Source organism: Microbacterium halotolerans, from assembly GCF_003569805.1.
Lineage (GTDB): Bacteria > Actinomycetota > Actinomycetes > Actinomycetales > Microbacteriaceae > Microbacterium > Microbacterium halotolerans.
Map to the genome: position 1 here is coordinate 1,703,262 of NZ_KZ984051.1, position 16,736 is coordinate 1,719,997.

The window sequence follows — 16,736 nt, forward strand, 5'->3', positions numbered from 1 at the left end:
CCCAGGAGAACCCTCCTGGGGCTTTCTCATGCCCGCCGTGGGGCGGGATACGGAAGGAGAAGAGGTCCATGAACGACCTGAACCCTGACAACGCCCGCATCTACGGTGGCGACGCCGATGCGGTCCATCTGGCGCCCTTGGGGACGCTGCTGCCAACAACGATCGATGAGGAGCTCGCCCCGGCCTTTGAGGACGTCGGCTGGCTGCACACCGATGGTGTGACCGAGACCGCGACGGGCTCGGCGGAGAAGAAGCGCGGCCACCAGGGCAACGGCGTCATCCGAACGAAGGTCTCGGAGGGCGGCACGACGATTGCGTTCACTGCCCTCGAGACGAAGGCGATGACGCAGCGGCTGCGGTACGACGAGAAGTCGACCGAGGTTGCTGGTGGTGTCCGGCAGACGCGCCGGGGCCCGGGCCAGAAGATCACACGCGTCGCCGCGGTCCTCGATTTCTTCGACGAAGACAACGACTCCGTGCAGGAGCGGTGGGTGATCGAGACGTTCGAGGTGATCCCTACGGGCGACCGGACGATGACGAACGCGGACATCGCGGGCTACCCGATGTCGGGCGAGATCATCGGCGAGTACGACCACTTCACGACTGCCGCGGAAGGGGACGAGGAGGACCCGGAGGTCCCTTAACGGTCCCCGGCTCGGAGCTCTATCCCGGCCCGGGGACTTTCCCGGAGTACGCCTGACGGCGTCAACGACCGGTGGGCGGGGTCTCTGACCCCCGACCCCGCCCACCTCACCATCCATCGGGGTCACAACGAAGGGGGTCATCCCAATGGCAACACCAGCAGCAGCGAAGAAACCACAGGACCGCAAGCCGAAAGCACCGGAGAAGGTCGAGATCACGCTCGGCGAAGGCGACGACAAGCGTGTCGTGCCCGGGCACCGCGTGACCGTGGAGGGGATCACCCTCGAGGTCCCTGACGAGGCGATGGACGACTTCGAGATCCTCGATGACTTCCGTACCGCGAGAGCTGAAGAGGATCCGACGGCGTTCCCGTCGATCTTGCGACGCCTCGTCGGCGAGACCGAGTATCGACGCGTCATCGCGGAGCTGCGCGACCCGGCCACTGGCCGCGTCACGATCAGTCGAGGCATTGACTTCGTGAACGGCATCTTCGGGGCGCTCAACCCAAACTCCTGAGCCTGGTGAGCGTCCTCGAGCGCCACGAGGACGCTCTCCGGGCATCACTGCAAGCCGAGTACGGCCTCCGCCTCCTCCCAGACGCTGGAGGCCGCACCCAGCCACCTCGCACACCAGGCGAGGTCGCAGACCTCGTCGAATGGCTCCCCGCCGGCACGGCGCTCGCCAGAGCGGTCGGCGGTATGCCTGCGTTGTCGACCGAGGCAGCCATGACACGAGAGCTCGAGCACACCGAGCGGCTCATCGCATGGGCCTCCAGCGGCGGCCGCGGCGCGAAGCCCGACCCGATCCCGCTACCAGACCCGCCCGGCGCGAAGCAGCAACGCACCGCAGCGACCGACGCGAAGGCGCTCGCGTGGAAGCGCCGCCAGGAACGCATCAAGAACAGAACGGCCTCCGCCTGACTCGATCGGCGGGGGCCGTTCTGCCGGAGGGGGCATCATGGCCAGCACCATCGAAGTCGCGAACGCCTACGTCGCACTCCACGCACAGATGCCCGGCGTCGCCGGGAACATCAAGAAAGCCCTCGGCGGCTCCGATGTCAAGAACAGCATCACCGGCGGCGGCAAGTCCATGGGAACCGCGCTCGCCGGGGCTGTCGGCGGCGCCGTAGCGGCGGTGACTACGAAGGGCATCCAGGCGGTGATGAGCGCCTGGAACGGCGCCGTGGGCCGCGTGGACACGCTGAACAACTTCCCGAAGGTGATGTCGAACCTCGGCTACTCCGCCGACGACGCGCGTGCCTCAGTGCAGAAGATGTCGGATGGGCTGAAGGGGCTGCCGACGACGCTCGACGGCATGGCTGGCACGGTGCAGCAGCTCGCCCCGCTCACCGGTGGTCTTGACCAGGCAACGGACCTGTCGCTCGCCCTGAACAATGCGTTGCTGGCCGGTGGCAAGTCCACCGAGTACCAGTCGAACGCGATGGAGCAGTACACGCAGATGCTGTCTGTCGGGAAGGTCGACATGGCCGCGTGGCGGTCCATCGTCGCGGCCATGCCGGGCCAGGTGGACCAATTGTCGCAGTCGCTGCTCGGCGCGGAAGCCGGCCAGAACGACCTCTACGAGGCGCTCAAGTCGGGAGAAGTCACCTTCGACGACTTCAACGGCGCGATCCTCGACCTCAACAACAAGGGTCTGAAGGGCTATGCATCGTTCTCGGATCAGGCACGGTCCGCCACGGACGGCATCGCGACGAGCGGGCAGAACCTGCAGACCGCGATCACGCGCGGGCTCGCCGACCTGATCCAGAAGTTCCAGCCCCAGATCGTCGCCGGGTTCCAGACCGCGAGCGAGGTCATCTCGACCGCGTTCGTTGCCATCGGTCGCGGCATCGACTGGGTCCGCTCCAACTCGGACTGGATCGGCCCGCTCGCCGTCGGAATCGGAGCGGCCGCACTGGCGTGGGGTACATGGACGGGCGCGATCAAGCTCTGGACGACAGCGACGGAGATCGCGAAGGGCGTCCAGCTCGCGTTCAACGCTGCGATGAAAGCGAATCCGCTCGGACTGATCGTCACGGCGATTGCCGCGGTGGTGGCAGGGCTCACGTGGTTCTTCACACAGACGGAGCTCGGGCGCGAGATCTGGCAGAACGTGATGAAAGCGATCGGCGCGGCCACGACGTGGCTGTGGGAGACCATCCTGCAGCCCGCGTTCACCGCGATCGGTGACATCGCGATGTGGCTGTGGCAGAACGTGCTTCAGCCCGCCGGGATCGGAATCGCGGCAGCGCTCGACGGGATCGGAACCGCAGCTACGTGGCTGTGGGAGCACGCACTGCAGCCCGCGTTCACCGCGATCGGTGATCTCTTCACCTGGATCTGGACGTCGATGATCAAGCCGATCATCGACGCGATTGTGAACAGCATCCGGTTCTGGGGAGCGGTCATCTCATGGCTGTGGACGAACGCGGTTCAGCCTGCCTTCGACCAGATCGGGAAGGTATTCGGCTGGATCTGGAACACGATCGTGAAACCGATCATCGACTTCATCGTCGGATACTTCCGGTTCTGGGGCGACGTCGTGATGTGGCTGTGGACGAACGCGGTGAAACCGACGTTCGATCAGATCGGGAGGATCTTCAACTCGATCTGGGTGAACGTGATCAAGCCGGTGATCGGGTGGATCTCCGAGCGGCTCGACTTCCTCGGGCTCGCGTTCCGGATCGCGTACCGGGACTACATCAAGCCAGCCTGGGACGGCGTGACCGATGCGCTCGAGGCCGGATGGAAGTGGGTGAAACAGCACGTCTTCAAGCCGTTCGAGAAGGGCATCGACCTACTCGCAAAGGGATTCGAGGTCGGCGCGAAGGCGATCGAGAAGACGTGGAAGGCCATCAAGAAGGCCGCCGCGGTGCCGATCAACTTCGTGCTCGAAACGATCTGGAACAAGGGGCTCCGCAGTTTCTGGAACGGCATCGTCGACGAGCTCGGTCTGGACGACATGAAGCTCCCGGCGGCGAAGGAAATTGCGTTCGCTTCAGGTGGTGTCATGCCTGGGTACACGCCGGGTCGTGATGTGCATGACTTCTACTCGCCGACGGCGGGCCGTCTCGCGCTCAGCGGCGGCGAGGCGATCATGCGTCCCGAGTTCACTCGGGCCGTGGGTGGGAAGGCCGGTGTGGACCGGCTCAACGCGGCGGCGCGGAATGGTCGGGCGTTCGCGGACGGCGGTGTCTGGGGCTGGGCATCAGACGCGTGGAACGCCACGACGGGCTTTGCCGGTGACGTTCTCGACAACATCAAGAATGCTGCGAAGGTCGCGTTCGAGTTCGTCTCGGATCCGGTTGGCGCGGTGAAGTCGCACATTATCGACGGCATTGTGAAGCCGCTGCTCGGCGACGACAACAACATGTGGTTGCAGACAGCGGGGCGGCTCCCGTGGAACATCGCGACCGGCCTTGGCGAGAAGGTGAAGGAGTTCTTCGCTGGTGGCGGTCAGGCCGCGGGCGGCGGGACTGCCGGTATGGGCTGGAAAGCCATGTGGAACATGGTGCAGGCAGCGCTGCCGTCCGCGACGTTGAACAGCTCGTATCGTCCCGGGGCGCGCACGGTTGGCGGCGGCCAGTCCTATCACGGGCTCGGCCGTGCGATCGACGTGGGGCCGGCGTCGATGAACACGTTCGACGTCGTGCGAGGCTTGTTCCCGAATGCGACGGAGTTGATCTACACTCCGGCGGGCATCCGGCAGCTGTCGCACGGCAGCCCGTTCGCGGGCTGGTCGCCGGCGGTGAAGGCGCAGCACTACGACCATATCCACCTGGCGATGAACGAGGGCGGTGTCATGCCGCGCCTGTATGACCAGGGCGGCTGGTTGCCGCACGGTCAGATCGCAGTGAACCGGTCGGGGCGTCCTGAAGCGGTGCTGGACCCGGAGGAATCGGCGGCCCTGAAACGGGGCTTGGGCGGTGGTGACGTGCATGTGCACGCCACGCTCGTCCCGGAGCGGGGCACGCCGCTGTCGACGCAGATCATGAACGCGGCGCGCAGCCTGCGCGCCCAGCGTGGCGTGGTGCGGTCCGTGATGGAGGGAGTCGCATGATCCGTCTCGCCATCGAGTCGGCCCGGGGGAGCATGGAGTTGCCGTCGTTCGGAACGAACGGTGTCGTCTTCGCCCCTGGGCCGGCCGGGCTGGGCATTCCGCCGGACCTCACCGAGTGGGAGGAGTCTCCCGCGGGTGGCGGGCGGCTGCGTTCGGTCCGCGCTGGCATGCGTGACGCGACTCTGCCGGTGACGATTCTCGGTCAATCGTCGGACGAGGTGCGCGAGTTCGCGGAGCAGCTGCGCCGTGTGACGCGGGCCGCGGCGAAGCCGGTGTTCGTGGTCACCCTCACGAACGGAGAACGGTACAAGCTGCCGTTCATCCGCGTGGGCGGCGGTGAAGACGGTCTCCCGTACGAAGGTGCCACGGAACTGGATTGGGCACTCGAGGTGCGTTGCGGCGCCCCGTATTGGGTGTCGGAGCGCTCGCGGCAGATCGGCCCGATCAGGGTTGAGAGCAGCGAGGGTCTCCTCCCGGATCTCGCCGAGCTGCACGTGTCCCACTCGAACGCGTTCGGTGAGATCAACATCCTGAACACCGGAGACGTCGAGTCGCCGGTCACGTGGGTGATCACCGGGCCGGGCGGCCCCGTCTCGGTCGATGTGGACGGCGCCGGATTCACGTTGACGGACCCGCTCGACGTGGGCGAGGTCATCACGGTCGAGTACCGGAACCGCACCTGGTCTGTGACTGATCAGACCGGCGCCAACCGATACGCGCTGCTTGGCACGGCGCCGAAGTTCCCTCGCCTTCAGCCGGGGACGTCGCGCGCCACGATCAGCATGACTGCCGCGACGCCGGAATCGTCGGTCGCCGGTTACTACCAAGTGCGGAGGGAACTCATCCTGTGAAGATCTCCGACCTGACCGTAGAGGTCCGCGACAAGACGCTGACGCGTGTCGGCATGATCGATGCGATCGATCTTCCGGGTGACGTGTTCTCGCCCGCGTTCCGTGCTCCGGGGGCGTGGCAGCTCACGCTCCCCGGAGACCACGGGCTGGTCGACACCATCAGCACGCCCGGAGCTGGCGTCATCGTCACCGGGCCGGGCGGCACGATCCTGTCCGGCCCGATGACGAGCGCGGTCGAGAAGCGCACCGCCGAGCAGCCCGCCGCGGGCTGGACGTTTACGGGCAGCACCGACCTCGTCCACATCGCCGACGCGCTCGCCGTACCTTCCCCGGAGGTAGAGGACTTCGCCGCGCAGACTCGCGCGAACGACATCCGCACGGGCCCTGCCGAGACACTGCTGCACGAATACGTTACGGCGAATATTGGCCCTCTTGCGCCAGGCGCGAGGCGACGCGCGAACCTCACAATGGGGCCGGATCTCGGACGGGGTCCGATCGTCCAGAAGTCGCCTCGGTTCCAGAATCTGCTCGAGCTGTTGCAGGAAATCACCGCGGGCACGAACCTCTGGTTCGACATCATTCAGACCGGCGACCAGCTCCAGTTCGTGACTGGCGAGAGCGACGACCGGCGATATGACATCCGCCTCGACCTCGACAACGAGCAGCTCTCTGAGATCGAAGCTGGCCTCGCTGCCCCCACCGTCACGTTCCCCGTTGTCGCAGGACAAGGCGAAGGCACCGGGCGCACGATCATCACCCGCTCCGCCCCTGCCGCCGAAGACGAATGGGGCCGCCGGATAGAGACCTTCGCCGACCAGCGCCAGACCGACGACACCACCGAGCTCGCGGATGTCGCAGAAGCCGCGCTCGCCGAGGGTGGGGAGACGACCAGGTCGTTGAAGCTGGTTCCGTCGGATGACGTCGCCGGCACGTATGGCACGGATTGGAGCGTCGGCACGTGGATCACGGCTGTGCGCGGCGACGAGGAGATCCCTGCGCGCGTGCATGCGGCCGCGATCGCTGTTCAGACGGAGGGTGTGTTCGTCGGTGTGACGATCGGGAACGACATCGCCGTTGACTGGGAGTCTGGCGTCGATGCTGGGCTCGCCGACGTGTCCTCTCGCGTGTCGAACCTCGAACGCAACGTCACGGGGCTATCCGTTCGCATGGTCGACGACTGTGACGACGCGGACGAACCCGGCTTGTGGTGGGTGAACGCGTCTGCGGCGAATACGCCGGTTGAGGATGCGTTCGTGCTGGTCGTGCTCGCCGGGGACGACCGGCTGGTGCAGGAGGCGGTGATCCCGGCTGATGACGCGTTGGTGACGACGTCGTGGCGGCGTGTCCGGCGCCCGGATGGCGTGTGGGGCGACTGGTATCGAGCCGGTGCTCCGCTCGAGGTCACCGATCTGGACGAGGCGGTCGTTCCCGGTGACTACTGGGCCGGTTCGGCTGCGGTGAACGGGCCTCCTGGTTCGACGGTCCTCACGCTCCGGGTCAGGCAGAGCTTCGTCAGCGGCCTGCCGGTCATCTTCCAGGAGGCTCGCCGCGCCGGGGCCGAGAGTTCAACGCTCTGGGTGCGGTACCTCTCGTCGATGAGTCTCTGGACGGACTGGGAGCCGGATGGTTCTCGTCTGGAAGAGGTCGACCTGTCGAGCTACATCGACACCGGGAACGGCTTCTCGGGCACGCTCACCGGCTACCGGCTCCCCAACGGGACGGCCGAGATCACCGCGACCCTCTCGGGAGACTTTCCTTCTGGAAATTCCACGACGAACTGCTTCTCAGGTCTGCCGCCCGAGTTCTGGCCGGTCGGGGCAACGCGAACCGGCCTGGCTCAGCGAGCGGGCTACCAGGGCTTCCTCGTCGTGCGCGCAGATGGCACCGGCGGCGTGCTCCAGCTTTCGGGCACCACCTGGGGTGGCGTGTCCACATCCAGCGTCGTTTTCATGACATGACGAAGGGCATCACATGACTTATCTCGACATCGCGACGATGAAGGACGACCCGTGGCTGCGCGCCCGGGTCGCCGCGTGTGCGGCGCTGGAGGGTATCGACCGACCCGACCAGTGGGCGATCGATCACCGCTGGAAGCTGGCCGCTCAACCTGGATGGGCAGCATCGTGGGCGTCGGCGCTCGTCACCAACGCGGCCATCGAGGGCTACGAGCCTGGCAAGGACCAGGGCTGCGTCACGGACGCGGTGATCTTGTCCGCTGTGCAGGCGCTGATCGCAGAGGAGACGGTCTGATGGCAGAGCGCAGCTATCCGTTCGTGGATGGAGAGACCACGGATGCCGAGTTCAGCGCCATGTTTCGGCATCTGTTCCCGAGCTCGGTGGTCGGCTATCCCGGCCAGCCTGGCCTCGAGGTCGTCGCAAACAGTTCGGGGCTGCGTGTCGAGTTGCAGCCTGGCGAGGCGTTCGTCCGCGGGCACCGGTTCGCTATGGACGCGCCTGTGGAGCTCGTGATCGATGCCGCGACGAGCGTGCGCGTCGACACGGTGATTCTCCGAATGGAGTATGGGGCGGTGCAGTCGATCACTCCGGCGGTGAAGAAGGGCGTCGCGGGCGTGGCTTCGCCGCCGACGCTTGACCAGACCGAGGACGACCTCTTCGAGTTCCCCCTTGCTGACATCGCGCTTGCCGATGGGCAGGTCACGATCGGGCCGTCGCATCTCACGGATCGACGGGCGTGGTGGGGCATCGAGTTGATGAAGTCGTTCGGGATTCACATCGGGGCGCAGCATCCGGATCCGGCGGCGGCGTTTCTGTCGTTCCTGACGTGACGGAGGTCCTGCCATGGTGACGATCACCGTCAACAAATCGAGCCCCTATGTGACGTTCCGAATGGAAGCGACGGTCGTCGGGAGTAGCTCCGGGTCGGGGTACACCCGTGTCCGCTGCTATCTCGAGGCGGAATATTCGGGCTCGTCGAACTTCTACGGGTCGGGCCGTCAGATCGGGTCGATGGACGGCGAAGGCACGTTCCACACTGTGTCGCGGGATCCATTCCTTCCTCAAGGCGGCGGCGGCTGGCGCGGCGGCCCGTACGACATTCTCGTGTATCACCGTGCGGCAACGCGTCGCACGATCCGGATGCGCCTGGACTACGGATCGATCGACACGCAGCACACCGCGTCGCTGTATCTGCCGCGAATCCCGTATCCGGCTCCGGGTACTCCGAACCCGTCGATCTCGTCGCCCTCAACGGGAACGGTTCGCCTGTCGTGGGCGAAGCCATCGGGCTATGTCACTGGGTATCAGATCCAGCGTGAAGGTGGCGGTATCGCATCGACCTCGTCAGGCTCCTGGTCAGGGTCGTACACACCCGGATCGACGTACCGATTCCGTGTCCGCGCGAGGAACGGCGACGCAACTGGGGACTGGTCGTCGTGGCGAACGGTGACCACGAAAGCAGCGGCGCCGTCTGCGCCCACGAGCGTAGTGGTGTCATCTCCGTCCGCCGGCCAAGCTCTCATCGCCTGGGCACCCCCATCTTCTGACGGAGGGAAGCCGATCACCGGATACCAGGTGAACGCGTACGACAATGGCGGCACCTCGGGCTGGGTGTCCCCCTCCGACCGCGACTACGTGTCGACGCGCTCGCCGGGCGCCGAGAATCGCTACCGTGTGCGTGCTCGAAATGAGGACGAGATCGGCCCGTGGTCGTCGTGGCGGTCGGTCACGATGCAGGCAGAAGCACCGACTTCTCCACGGTCTCTGTCTGCGACGTCGCCTGCACCGGGCGAGCTGCGCGCCACGTGGCTGGCACCGTCCAGCGACGGCGGCAAGCCGATCATCGGGTACGACGTCGAGAACGCCGCCGACGAGGCTTTCACCACCGATCTATTCCTCTATGAGGACGTGTCGTCGCCGCTGCTGCGGGACTCGTCGAATGGCGCGCCGCATGGGGCTGACCGGTGGGTTCGGGTGCGTGCCCGCAACGAGGACCAGGCTGGCCCGTGGTCGGTCCACGTGGAGGTGCAGATCCTCGCCGGCGGGTGGGCGTCGGACGGCGACTCATGGCATTCGGCGCCCGCGCACGCATCTGACGGGTCGGGGTGGCAGATCGCCGTCCCATACGTTCCGGATGGCTCCGGCGGGTGGACCGTCACTCGCTGATCTCGATCACACACTCTCGAGCCTCACCGACCGGTGGGGCTTTCTCTATGCCCTTTGGAGGGAATCATGACCTTGAACGGTATCGATGTGAGCGGTTGGCAGCCGAACGACATCACGGGGCTCGTCGACTACGACTTCGCGATCGTGAAGGCGAGCGAGAACCTCGCCGTGACCGGCAGCTGCGACCCGCAGGTCCAGCATGCGCGCAAGCGCGGCAAGCAGTACGGCGTCTACCATTTCGCCCGTCCGGGATCACCACGCCAGCAGGCGGAATTCTTCGTGAAGAACGTGAAGGGATACGTCGGCGAGGGCATCCTCGTCCTCGATCTGGAAGCGAACGGCCTGACCACTTGGGGCGGAGACGGCGCATTCGAGTTCATGGATCGCGTATGCGACCTGACCGGTGTGAAGCCGCTGCTCTACTCGTTCGGTTCGGCGCTCTCGTCCTCGGACATGCGCCAGCTCGTCGAGGCTGATTTCGGCCTGTGGACGGCGCACTGGAACAACCGCACGTCGGGGAGTTTCAGCACACCGCCCGACCCGATGACTGGCGTGTGGCCGTTCGCGGCGGTCCACCAGTACACGGACCGCGGTCACCTGCCGGGCTACTCTGGCCCGCTCGACCTGAACATCTTCCATGGCGACGTGGATACCTGGCACGCCTACGCGACCGGGGACAAGATCGACTCGAAGCCGTCCACGCCGAAGCCCACACCGAAGCCGAGCGTCAAGACGCTGGCTGTGGACGGGCTACTCGGCCCGGCCACGATCGGCCGCTGGCAGAAGGTCATGGGCACGCCCGCCGATGGACTGATCTCGAAGCCATCCGTGCTGGTGAAGGCAGTGCAGCGCCACCTCAACGAGTCGGGCGCACGCGACTGGGACGGCCGCAAACTCGCCGTCGACGGGCTCGGCATCGGCCCGAACGTCGCTACGGCGGCGGGCAAGACGCGCACGATCTGGGCGCTGCAGGACTACCTCGGCACGACGACCGACGGGATCCTCAGCAAGGGCGGATCACCGGCGGTGAAGGCGCTGCAGAAGCGGCTCAACAAGGGCACCTTCTGACATGCGCCGCGCAGTACGCACGGTGGGGATCGTCACGGGCCTATGCGGCCTCGTGGCGGTCCTCACCGTGACCGGCCTGCTGTGGGGGGCTGCGGTCGTTGCGGCAGCGCTCACGGTGCTCTGGGGAGGTGGCGGTTGATGTTGTTTCGGATACGACGGTTGTGGGACGCGATCACCGAGCCGCGGCATTTGAAGGTCGCGTACTTCGTCGTCTACGTGGTGACGACGGGCACGGGCGTGGCGACATGGCTGATGCCGCCGCAGTCCATCGAGGGACCGCTCGGGGCGCAGCTGACTGCGATCTGGTCGGGCCTGTTCATTCTCGGCGGTCTCGTCGGTGCGGTGACGGTCCTGCCGGGCTGGTGGTGGGCTGAGAGGCTCCTCGGTATCGCCCCGGTGCTCTTGGGCCTGGCGATCTACCTGTCGGTGGTCGCGGTGCTGCACTGGCAGGGCATGTCGTCGGGAGCGTCGCGACTGACGCAGCTCGGCATCATCGTCATCGCTTCCGCGCCGTTTGCCCTGCGGGGGCTCCTCATCAGGGAGTACAGCTACGAGCCACGGCGGGGTTAAGCGATGGAGCTGGCCGCAATCATCTCCTCCCTCCTCGGCGCCGGGGGTATCGGAGCGATCCTCATCAAGCTTGTCGAGCGCGGGCTCGACAAGATGTCCAATCGCGGGAACAAACGCCGCGACGAGGTCGACCGCGCGTGGCGACGCGTGGACCGAGAAGCATCACGCCGACGAAAGGTCGAGGAGCACGCTTCCCATCTCACTCGGCTGCTGATCGCCGCGCCCTGCGTCGACCCGACCACGATCCCGAAGTTCCCGCCCTACACGAGTACCGATACGAGATCCACTGACACGAAGGAGTCCTGATGGACATCACACTTCCCACGGTCCCTGCGGGGATCCTCACCCTGCTGTCGCTGATCGCCCCCTACGCGATCGCTCTCATCAACCGACCGTCCTGGTCCGCGACCACGAAGAAGATCGTCGCGATCATCGTCGCCATCGTCCTCGCCGCGGTGGTGATGGCGTTCTACTACGTGTACACGGGCGACGTCGTGCCGGAGTGGCCGGCACTGGTGCTGCTCGCGATCGTGGTTGTGCAGGCCAGCTACGCGCTTGTGACGCGCGAGGCCGGCGCGGCCGCAGTCGAGCGGAAGAGCTCGCGCACGGTAGTCGTGCACGAGAACCGCTCTGACGAGTGACCCTGCCGGTATAAAATCTGGTATATATTCACGGCAGAACTGCGCCCCGGCGCCCTCTTCGGAGGGCTGCCGGGGCGCTTTCGCTGTGTCTACTGACCGTATCGAGTCGGATGCTGCTCCCGCTCGGCCCGTTCCCGGTCCGAGCGCAACGCTGCCCGGACCGCCGTGTAGATCACGAACCACAGGATGAGCAGGCAGATCGCGATCCCGACCAACCACACGAGAAACCAGACGATAGCCAAGCTGGGAATTGCCATCCTGGCACCGTACCGGAGTCGCGGGCTCTGACACCACCGAGCGCCCGGCGCTCTCCTACGGGAGAGTGACCGGGGCGCTTTTGGTCTGTCGTCCCCGGGTATCGTTGGCACGTGGGCCGCAACGGGAAGTTCAGCAAGAGCGCTGATCGTCAAGCTCGACGCGATGCCAAGGAAAAGAACGCGCGGTCCCTGGAGGATGTTGCTGGCGAGCAAGGCCGGTACGTGCCTCCAGATCGGTCCGCAACTGACGAGAAGCACTTCTACCTGCCTGTTGATGGCTCTGCAACTATCAAGATCGCGGTCCGTCAGTGGAAGCAGGGTGGGAGGCTTGTAGATTTCTTCCTCGCAGTGGTTCTCACGTCGTGGGATGCGACGGAGGAACCGCACGTCTACGAGATCGATTGTCGTCATGGGCACTGCCACGGGCACGTTGTCATCGAGGGGAGACACTCTGGAGAACCTGATAGCCTGCACAGACTGGACGTCGTTGGCGACGTTAAGGACGCCCTAAGCGTGGCGGTACACAAGGCCACTGCGGTTGCGAGTATGATCCGAGACATGGAGCCCGAGGAGTGATCATGAACAACCTCGATGAGTTCAGAGCACAGGTTATCTTCAACATCGCGGTTCACGACATCCCGATCGACGTGACGGACACGCAAGGTGAAATGCCCGTCGTCGTCGCTCTGGACGACGAGCGCGCGTCAGTTCTTATGCAGCGGGTGCAGGCCGTCGGCGGTAGCGCAACGGTGTTTACTCGGGGGGAATCACACGTACGGATGTTCGTCGTGATCGACGAGCGTTGTGCGCTGGGCAGCGATGGTGCCGACGACATGACCGGTACCGAGCGGCCGAGCCCGAACGCAACTGTGGGCATGCTCCTCGACTATCTTGGCCAGCGGCCTGAAGGCATCCGTATCCCATCAAAGCTCGAGCCTGAGACCAGGCGCGCATCGCTCAGCCAACCGCGAGACGTCGCGTTCGCGTGACCTCAGCTAGCGCCCCTTCTGGCTTCGGCTGGGAGGGGCGCTCTCGTTGTGTCTACGCCGGGCGGATGCTGAGGGCCTGCCACCCCTCGGGGATGCTGGCCTGCAGCTGGTCGCGACGTTCGACGGTGATCTCGCGGATCTCTGCCTTCTGTGCGGTGCCTGTGCCGACCATGTAGCTCGTGCCACGAGGTTGGGACACGCGAATGTCGGCGAGTGTGTATCCCTCAGGTACCTGTGCGCGGAGTCCTGCTTCGATGTCGGCGTACGATTCCGCTTCCGGTACTTCGAGTGGCACTGTTTCGGTCGGGCGGATCATCACGATGTAGGGCACCGATCGAGTCTATTCCGCCCCTCGGACACGGGCCGTCAGCTCCGGTCCGTCGTCGCCGACTTTGAACGGTGCGACCTCGTGGAACGTGAGCCCGCGCGCTTCGCCTGCATGTGCGTCGACTGCTTCGTCGACGAGCGCTTGGTCTCCGACGATGGTGGGGTCGAGCCAGTGCTCCCACATCTCTTGCGGGAGCGTGACGGGATTGCGGTCGTGGATGTCGGCGAGATGCCCGATGGTCGGGCAGGTGAGGATCGTGGTCGTCAGTACCCACCGGTCGGGATCGTCGTCAGCTTTGCTTTGGTCTCGCCACCATGAGTAGAGGCCGGCGAACCCGATCAGACCATCGGCGGGGGAGATCCACCAGGGCTGTTTGCTGCCCTTCTCACCGGTCCATTCGTAGTACCCAGATGCGAGGACGATCGCGCGGGTGCTCTTGACCGGCTTCGCCCACGTCGACTTGTTAGCGATCCCTTCCGTGCGCGCGTTGAACGTGGGGAACTTCAGCTTCAGGCTGTCGGACCAGGGCGGCACGAGCGACCACCGTGCCTGCTCGAACCGCAGATCCCGGGTCTTGGGTGAGTCGATGAGGACGGCGACGTTCTCGGTCGGGGCGATGTTCCATCGTGCTTCCCAGTCCGGCGACCATTCGTCTGGGCGCCGGCCGGTCTGCTCAACGAATTCGGTGATGGCCGTGTTGACCTTGTCGTCGAGAGCGAATCTGCCGCACATGCTGCCAGCGTAAGCGGCACGCGACAGCGTGGCTACCGCCAGCGCCAGTCGTCGAGGTCGACGATCCCCTCACCGTCACCGGGATGCTCACCTGCCGGCCACTCGATCCGGTACCCGCACTCCCGGCACTCGTCACCCTCACCCTCGGGATGCATGGTCACACCGCAGGCGGGGCAGATGGGTTGGGCGCCGTCGTCGAGCCCGTCCTCTCCGATCATGGGGGTGAGCCTATCGAGTGTCGGTGCTCGCGCGTACTCTGCGGGGCATGGAGAGGTGGCATCCGATCTTCCAGACGGTCGAGCACGAGCCCGGCGTGTGGACGCTGTATGACACGCTCGGCAAGCCGCAGGCAGTGATCGAGTTGCGCCGCACGGAGGTCGGTCCGCGCTATCGGGTCGAGTGGGCAGGGAAGGTGCTCGGGTGGGCGACGTCACTCAAAGTCGCAGTCGAGCGGGCGTATGCCGCGTACGTGTCGAGCCTCGGCCACCAGGGCGGGCCGAACGAGCCGCGCGGGCGCTAGATCTTTGTGGTCCAGTTTTCGTCGAGGCTGGCTCCGGTCGCTTCGAGCTTCTCGGCGATCTGCTTGAGCTTCTCGAGGGCAGTGGTGATGCTCGATGAGGTCGCCTTTTCGCCCTTCATCGCGTAGAAGATGGGGATCTGGTACTCGTCGCCGGAGGAGGTGCGGAGGGCGAGTGTGATCTGCTGCACGCGTTCGTACTCGCGTCGACCTGTGATGGCGCCCACGATCGCGCCGGCGCCGCCGAAGAGGATGCCGAGGCCGGCGGCTCGACCGAGACCGGACTTGTGCTTGGTGTCGCCTTCGACGCCCGTTGCGTAGGCCGTGAGATCGTCGTAGGGGACTGTGTCAACGTCCCGCTTCAGGGTGAACTGGGACTTGCCGTTCTTCCAGGGCGTGAAGATCTCGTAGGTGCGTTCCTCGTCGGAGTAGCGGAGGATGCTGGACGTGTTGTCGGTCAGCTTCCCGAAGAGCGTGGTGTGTGTCTTCTTGCTCATGGTGTTCCCTTCGTCTCGACGCGAGCATATCGGGATCTCTGCACCATCGCCGTGGGCTTGCGCGGCGGTTACGCCGCTCTGCGGTGTGAAGAGCGAGCCGAACGAGAGCGGGGTGAGATGAAGGGCAACACGTTCGCGGCCGCGGACATCTCGTCGTCGCTGACCTCCATGTACAGCTGGGTGGTAGCGAGGGACGCGTGTCCCATCATCTCTTGCACGACGCGGACGTTCACGCCGCTGCGTAGGAGCGTTGTCGCGTAGTAGTGGCGGAGTGAGTGGCCGGTAATGGGGGCGTGGATCCCGGCGCTTCGGAGGCAGCGGCTGATCGACGTGGAGGCGGACTTCATGAGGATGTGTCCGCCGCCGTCGGGGAATTGGTGGTTGCGGTAGGGGGATGGGAACCACCATCCGAGGCCGCCGCGCCTGTCAGCGATCTCACGTACGGCTGGGGGCATGTGGACGAGATGTTCCAAGCCGCCTTTGCGGGTAGATCGGATCGTTCCCGTGATGGGATCGACATCGTCGTCGTGGATCTTGACGATCTCGCTGACGCGGAGCCCGGTGAGTGCGCCGACGATGATCATGTCGCGAGTTGATTGGTAGCCGTGGTCGAGCATGAGCTCGATGTGCTGCTCTGTGACGGGGCGTGGTCGTCGGCGGGGGAGCTTGACCTTCCGGAGTCTGGCTCCGGGGTCGTCGTCGCGGTAGCCCTCTTCGAGCATCCATCGCGTGAATGTCTGCAAGTAGGAGCGTTCGACCTGCTTGGTGCCGGGGGAGAGCGATCTTCCGGTGCGTGCGTTGGGGCGGTTGAGTACGGCGACGAGGTCGGCCTTGGTGATGTCGAGTGGGCCGCGTCTGATCGATCGCTCGACGGTGACTAGGAGGGCAGTGCGACCTTCAATGGTGCGGTGGGCGAGTCCGGCGGCACGCTGGTCTGCGTTCCACAGCTCGCGAGCGGTATTCCAGTCCATGTCAATGAATCTATAAACGCAGGTCAGTCGTGCGCGCCGACCGACCTGCCCAATTCTGCATGGGTAGGTTTGGGCAGGTCGCTGTTCGTGGCGTCAGTCGGTCGGAGATACTCGCGGGGTGCGTGCCCGATGGCGCCGCCGCCGCTGTGGGCAGGGCACTGGTACGTGTCTCCGGTGGTGCTGTCGGGGTGCTGGAAGTCGGCAGGGTAGGGCGCGATGCTCCAGCCGTCGGGGAGATCGCCGAGCCCGGCGCGCGAGCGAGGGCTGCTCATGCGTCCGCAGATCTGGCATACGAGACGCACCTTTCCCGTCTTCGTGGGGATCGTGTTGACCGCGACGTTGGCGATCATGCGCGGGCCTCGATCGGGGTGACCGGCGCGACCGCGTCACGCTCGATGCTTGCCGAGCGGCGCCCGAATTCCGCGTGGATGATGGGCGAAACGTCGCCCTGATAATCCGCGGGTCCCGGGTTCGAGCCCCGGTGGGCCCACC

The 16,736-nt window shown here is 65.6% G+C and carries 23 protein-coding genes; 16 read left to right on the forward strand and 7 right to left on the reverse strand.

The genetic code is table 11. The features are described 5' to 3' along the window. Nucleotides 1–68 precede the first annotated feature (68 nt). The 13 genes from DZG09_RS07850 (at nt 69) to DZG09_RS07910 (ending at nt 11,953) form a co-directional block, all read left to right on the forward strand. A complete protein-coding gene (locus DZG09_RS07850; RefSeq protein WP_119697043.1) occupies nt 69–644 on the forward strand; it encodes a phage tail tube protein in 576 nt (191 codons plus the stop codon). A gap of 145 nt (nt 645–789) precedes the next feature. Further along, a complete protein-coding gene (locus tag DZG09_RS07855; RefSeq protein WP_119697044.1) occupies nt 790–1,158 on the forward strand; it encodes a hypothetical protein in 369 nt (122 codons plus the stop codon). A 5-nt stretch (nt 1,159–1,163) separates the two neighbouring features. After that, on the forward strand, nt 1,164–1,562 hold the full coding sequence (locus DZG09_RS07860; RefSeq protein WP_119697045.1) for a hypothetical protein: 399 nt from the start codon (nt 1,164–1,166) through the stop codon (nt 1,560–1,562). Between the two features lie 37 nt (nt 1,563–1,599). Beyond that, complete coding sequence (locus DZG09_RS07865; protein ID WP_119697046.1) at nt 1,600–4,701, forward strand: tape measure protein; 3,102 nt, start codon at nt 1,600–1,602, stop codon at nt 4,699–4,701. Next, on the forward strand, nt 4,698–5,552 hold the full coding sequence (locus DZG09_RS07870; protein WP_119697047.1) for a phage tail family protein: 855 nt from the start codon (nt 4,698–4,700) through the stop codon (nt 5,550–5,552). Before DZG09_RS07865 ends, DZG09_RS07870 begins: the two co-directional genes overlap by 4 nt. Beyond that, complete coding sequence (locus DZG09_RS07875; RefSeq protein ID WP_119697048.1) at nt 5,549–7,510, forward strand: Gp37-like protein; 1,962 nt, start codon at nt 5,549–5,551, stop codon at nt 7,508–7,510. Before DZG09_RS07870 ends, DZG09_RS07875 begins: the two co-directional genes overlap by 4 nt. A 13-nt stretch (nt 7,511–7,523) precedes the next feature. Next, nucleotides 7,524–7,802: a hypothetical protein gene (locus DZG09_RS07880; protein ID WP_119697049.1), complete on the forward strand. Its 279-nt coding sequence runs from the start codon at nt 7,524–7,526 to the stop codon at nt 7,800–7,802. Further along, nucleotides 7,802–8,338, forward strand: a complete 537-nt coding sequence (locus tag DZG09_RS07885) for a hypothetical protein (protein WP_119697050.1) — start codon at nt 7,802–7,804, stop codon at nt 8,336–8,338. The genes DZG09_RS07880 and DZG09_RS07885 overlap by 1 nt, the downstream gene beginning before the upstream one ends. Nucleotides 8,339–8,351: 13 nt before the next feature. Next, nucleotides 8,352–9,674 carry a fibronectin type III domain-containing protein gene (locus tag DZG09_RS07890; protein WP_119697051.1) on the forward strand — a complete coding sequence of 441 codons (1,323 nt, stop codon included), beginning with the start codon at nt 8,352–8,354 and terminating at the stop codon, nt 9,672–9,674. A 66-nt stretch (nt 9,675–9,740) separates the two neighbouring features. Then, entirely contained in the window at nt 9,741–10,742 is a 1,002-nt protein-coding gene (locus tag DZG09_RS07895) for a GH25 family lysozyme (RefSeq protein WP_119697052.1), read from the forward strand. 138 nt (nt 10,743–10,880) lie between these two features. Continuing rightward, nucleotides 10,881–11,312 (forward strand): hypothetical protein, encoded by a 432-nt coding sequence (locus DZG09_RS07900; RefSeq protein WP_162893226.1) that lies wholly within the window; start codon nt 10,881–10,883, stop codon nt 11,310–11,312. Between the two features lie 3 nt (nt 11,313–11,315). Next, on the forward strand, nt 11,316–11,618 hold the full coding sequence (locus DZG09_RS07905) for a hypothetical protein (RefSeq protein WP_119697054.1): 303 nt from the start codon (nt 11,316–11,318) through the stop codon (nt 11,616–11,618). Then, nucleotides 11,618–11,953 carry a hypothetical protein gene (locus DZG09_RS07910; protein ID WP_119697055.1) on the forward strand — a complete coding sequence of 112 codons (336 nt, stop codon included), beginning with the start codon at nt 11,618–11,620 and terminating at the stop codon, nt 11,951–11,953. The genes DZG09_RS07905 and DZG09_RS07910 overlap by 1 nt, the downstream gene beginning before the upstream one ends. An 89-nt stretch (nt 11,954–12,042) precedes the next feature. Here DZG09_RS07910 and DZG09_RS16570 read toward each other — a convergent pair whose 3' ends face one another. After that, the gene (locus DZG09_RS16570) at nt 12,043–12,210 is read right to left on the reverse strand and encodes a hypothetical protein (protein ID WP_162893227.1); all 168 of its coding nucleotides are present in this window, start codon (nt 12,208–12,210) and stop codon (nt 12,043–12,045) included. A 111-nt stretch (nt 12,211–12,321) separates the two neighbouring features. On the opposite strand from DZG09_RS16570, the gene DZG09_RS07915 reads away from it, so the two are divergent. Both DZG09_RS07915 and DZG09_RS07920 read left to right on the forward strand, forming a co-directional pair. Further along, a complete protein-coding gene (locus DZG09_RS07915) occupies nt 12,322–12,786 on the forward strand; it encodes a hypothetical protein (protein WP_162893228.1) in 465 nt (154 codons plus the stop codon). A gap of 2 nt (nt 12,787–12,788) precedes the next feature. Next, entirely contained in the window at nt 12,789–13,199 is a 411-nt protein-coding gene (locus tag DZG09_RS07920; protein WP_119697057.1) for a hypothetical protein, read from the forward strand. Nucleotides 13,200–13,251: 52 nt separating this feature from the next. Here the strand turns inward: DZG09_RS07920 and DZG09_RS07925 are convergent, their stop codons facing one another. From DZG09_RS07925 to DZG09_RS07935, 3 genes are read right to left on the reverse strand one after another with little or no spacing between them, the layout of a single operon-like run. Next, nucleotides 13,252–13,530: a hypothetical protein gene (locus DZG09_RS07925; RefSeq protein WP_119697058.1), complete on the reverse strand. Its 279-nt coding sequence runs from the start codon at nt 13,528–13,530 to the stop codon at nt 13,252–13,254. A gap of 9 nt (nt 13,531–13,539) precedes the next feature. Continuing rightward, a complete protein-coding gene (locus tag DZG09_RS07930; protein WP_119697059.1) occupies nt 13,540–14,259 on the reverse strand; it encodes an SOS response-associated peptidase in 720 nt (239 codons plus the stop codon). Between the two features lie 32 nt (nt 14,260–14,291). Continuing rightward, nucleotides 14,292–14,477, reverse strand: coding sequence for a hypothetical protein (locus tag DZG09_RS07935; protein ID WP_119697060.1), 186 nt, complete (start codon nt 14,475–14,477; stop codon nt 14,292–14,294). Nucleotides 14,478–14,524: 47 nt separating this feature from the next. Here DZG09_RS07935 and DZG09_RS07940 point away from each other — a divergent pair, with 47 nt between their 5' ends. Beyond that, on the forward strand, nt 14,525–14,779 hold the full coding sequence (locus DZG09_RS07940; RefSeq protein ID WP_119697061.1) for a hypothetical protein: 255 nt from the start codon (nt 14,525–14,527) through the stop codon (nt 14,777–14,779). Here DZG09_RS07940 and DZG09_RS07945 read toward each other — a convergent pair. The 3 genes from DZG09_RS07945 to DZG09_RS07955 form a co-directional block, all read right to left on the reverse strand. Next, nucleotides 14,776–15,273 carry a hypothetical protein gene (locus tag DZG09_RS07945; RefSeq protein WP_119697062.1) on the reverse strand — a complete coding sequence of 166 codons (498 nt, stop codon included), beginning with the start codon at nt 15,271–15,273 and terminating at the stop codon, nt 14,776–14,778. The genes DZG09_RS07940 and DZG09_RS07945 overlap by 4 nt on opposite strands. Before the next feature lie 68 nt (nt 15,274–15,341). Further along, entirely contained in the window at nt 15,342–16,244 is a 903-nt protein-coding gene (locus DZG09_RS07950) for a tyrosine-type recombinase/integrase (RefSeq protein ID WP_119697063.1), read from the reverse strand. A 23-nt stretch (nt 16,245–16,267) separates the two neighbouring features. Then, the gene (locus tag DZG09_RS07955; protein WP_119697064.1) at nt 16,268–16,594 is read right to left on the reverse strand and encodes a hypothetical protein; all 327 of its coding nucleotides are present in this window, start codon (nt 16,592–16,594) and stop codon (nt 16,268–16,270) included. Between the last annotated feature and the right edge of the window lie 142 nt (nt 16,595–16,736).

What these genes read in the sequence shown, in the direction of transcription:
- DZG09_RS07850 (WP_119697043.1), top strand. Translation starts at nt 69, where the DNA reads ATGAACGACCTGAACCCTGACAACGCCCGCATCTACGGTGGCGACGCC.
- DZG09_RS07855 (WP_119697044.1), top strand. Translation starts at nt 790, where the DNA reads ATGGCAACACCAGCAGCAGCGAAGAAACCACAGGACCGCAAGCCGAAA.
- DZG09_RS07865 (WP_119697046.1), top strand. Translation starts at nt 1,600, where the DNA reads ATGGCCAGCACCATCGAAGTCGCGAACGCCTACGTCGCACTCCACGCA.
- DZG09_RS07870 (WP_119697047.1), top strand. Translation starts at nt 4,698, where the DNA reads ATGATCCGTCTCGCCATCGAGTCGGCCCGGGGGAGCATGGAGTTGCCG.
- DZG09_RS07880 (WP_119697049.1), top strand. Translation starts at nt 7,524, where the DNA reads ATGACTTATCTCGACATCGCGACGATGAAGGACGACCCGTGGCTGCGC.
- DZG09_RS07885 (WP_119697050.1), top strand. Translation starts at nt 7,802, where the DNA reads ATGGCAGAGCGCAGCTATCCGTTCGTGGATGGAGAGACCACGGATGCC.
- DZG09_RS07890 (WP_119697051.1), top strand. Translation starts at nt 8,352, where the DNA reads ATGGTGACGATCACCGTCAACAAATCGAGCCCCTATGTGACGTTCCGA.
- DZG09_RS07895 (WP_119697052.1), top strand. Translation starts at nt 9,741, where the DNA reads ATGACCTTGAACGGTATCGATGTGAGCGGTTGGCAGCCGAACGACATC.
- DZG09_RS07900 (WP_162893226.1), top strand. Translation starts at nt 10,881, where the DNA reads ATGTTGTTTCGGATACGACGGTTGTGGGACGCGATCACCGAGCCGCGG.
- DZG09_RS07905 (WP_119697054.1), top strand. Translation starts at nt 11,316, where the DNA reads ATGGAGCTGGCCGCAATCATCTCCTCCCTCCTCGGCGCCGGGGGTATC.
- DZG09_RS07910 (WP_119697055.1), top strand. Translation starts at nt 11,618, where the DNA reads ATGGACATCACACTTCCCACGGTCCCTGCGGGGATCCTCACCCTGCTG.
- DZG09_RS16570 (WP_162893227.1), bottom strand. Translation starts at nt 12,210, where the DNA reads ATGGCAATTCCCAGCTTGGCTATCGTCTGGTTTCTCGTGTGGTTGGTC.
- DZG09_RS07920 (WP_119697057.1), top strand. Translation starts at nt 12,789, where the DNA reads ATGAACAACCTCGATGAGTTCAGAGCACAGGTTATCTTCAACATCGCG.
- DZG09_RS07930 (WP_119697059.1), bottom strand. Translation starts at nt 14,259, where the DNA reads ATGTGCGGCAGATTCGCTCTCGACGACAAGGTCAACACGGCCATCACC.
- DZG09_RS07935 (WP_119697060.1), bottom strand. Translation starts at nt 14,477, where the DNA reads ATGATCGGAGAGGACGGGCTCGACGACGGCGCCCAACCCATCTGCCCC.
- DZG09_RS07940 (WP_119697061.1), top strand. Translation starts at nt 14,525, where the DNA reads ATGGAGAGGTGGCATCCGATCTTCCAGACGGTCGAGCACGAGCCCGGC.
- DZG09_RS07945 (WP_119697062.1), bottom strand. Translation starts at nt 15,273, where the DNA reads ATGAGCAAGAAGACACACACCACGCTCTTCGGGAAGCTGACCGACAAC.
- DZG09_RS07950 (WP_119697063.1), bottom strand. Translation starts at nt 16,244, where the DNA reads ATGGACTGGAATACCGCTCGCGAGCTGTGGAACGCAGACCAGCGTGCC.
- DZG09_RS07955 (WP_119697064.1), bottom strand. Translation starts at nt 16,594, where the DNA reads ATGATCGCCAACGTCGCGGTCAACACGATCCCCACGAAGACGGGAAAG.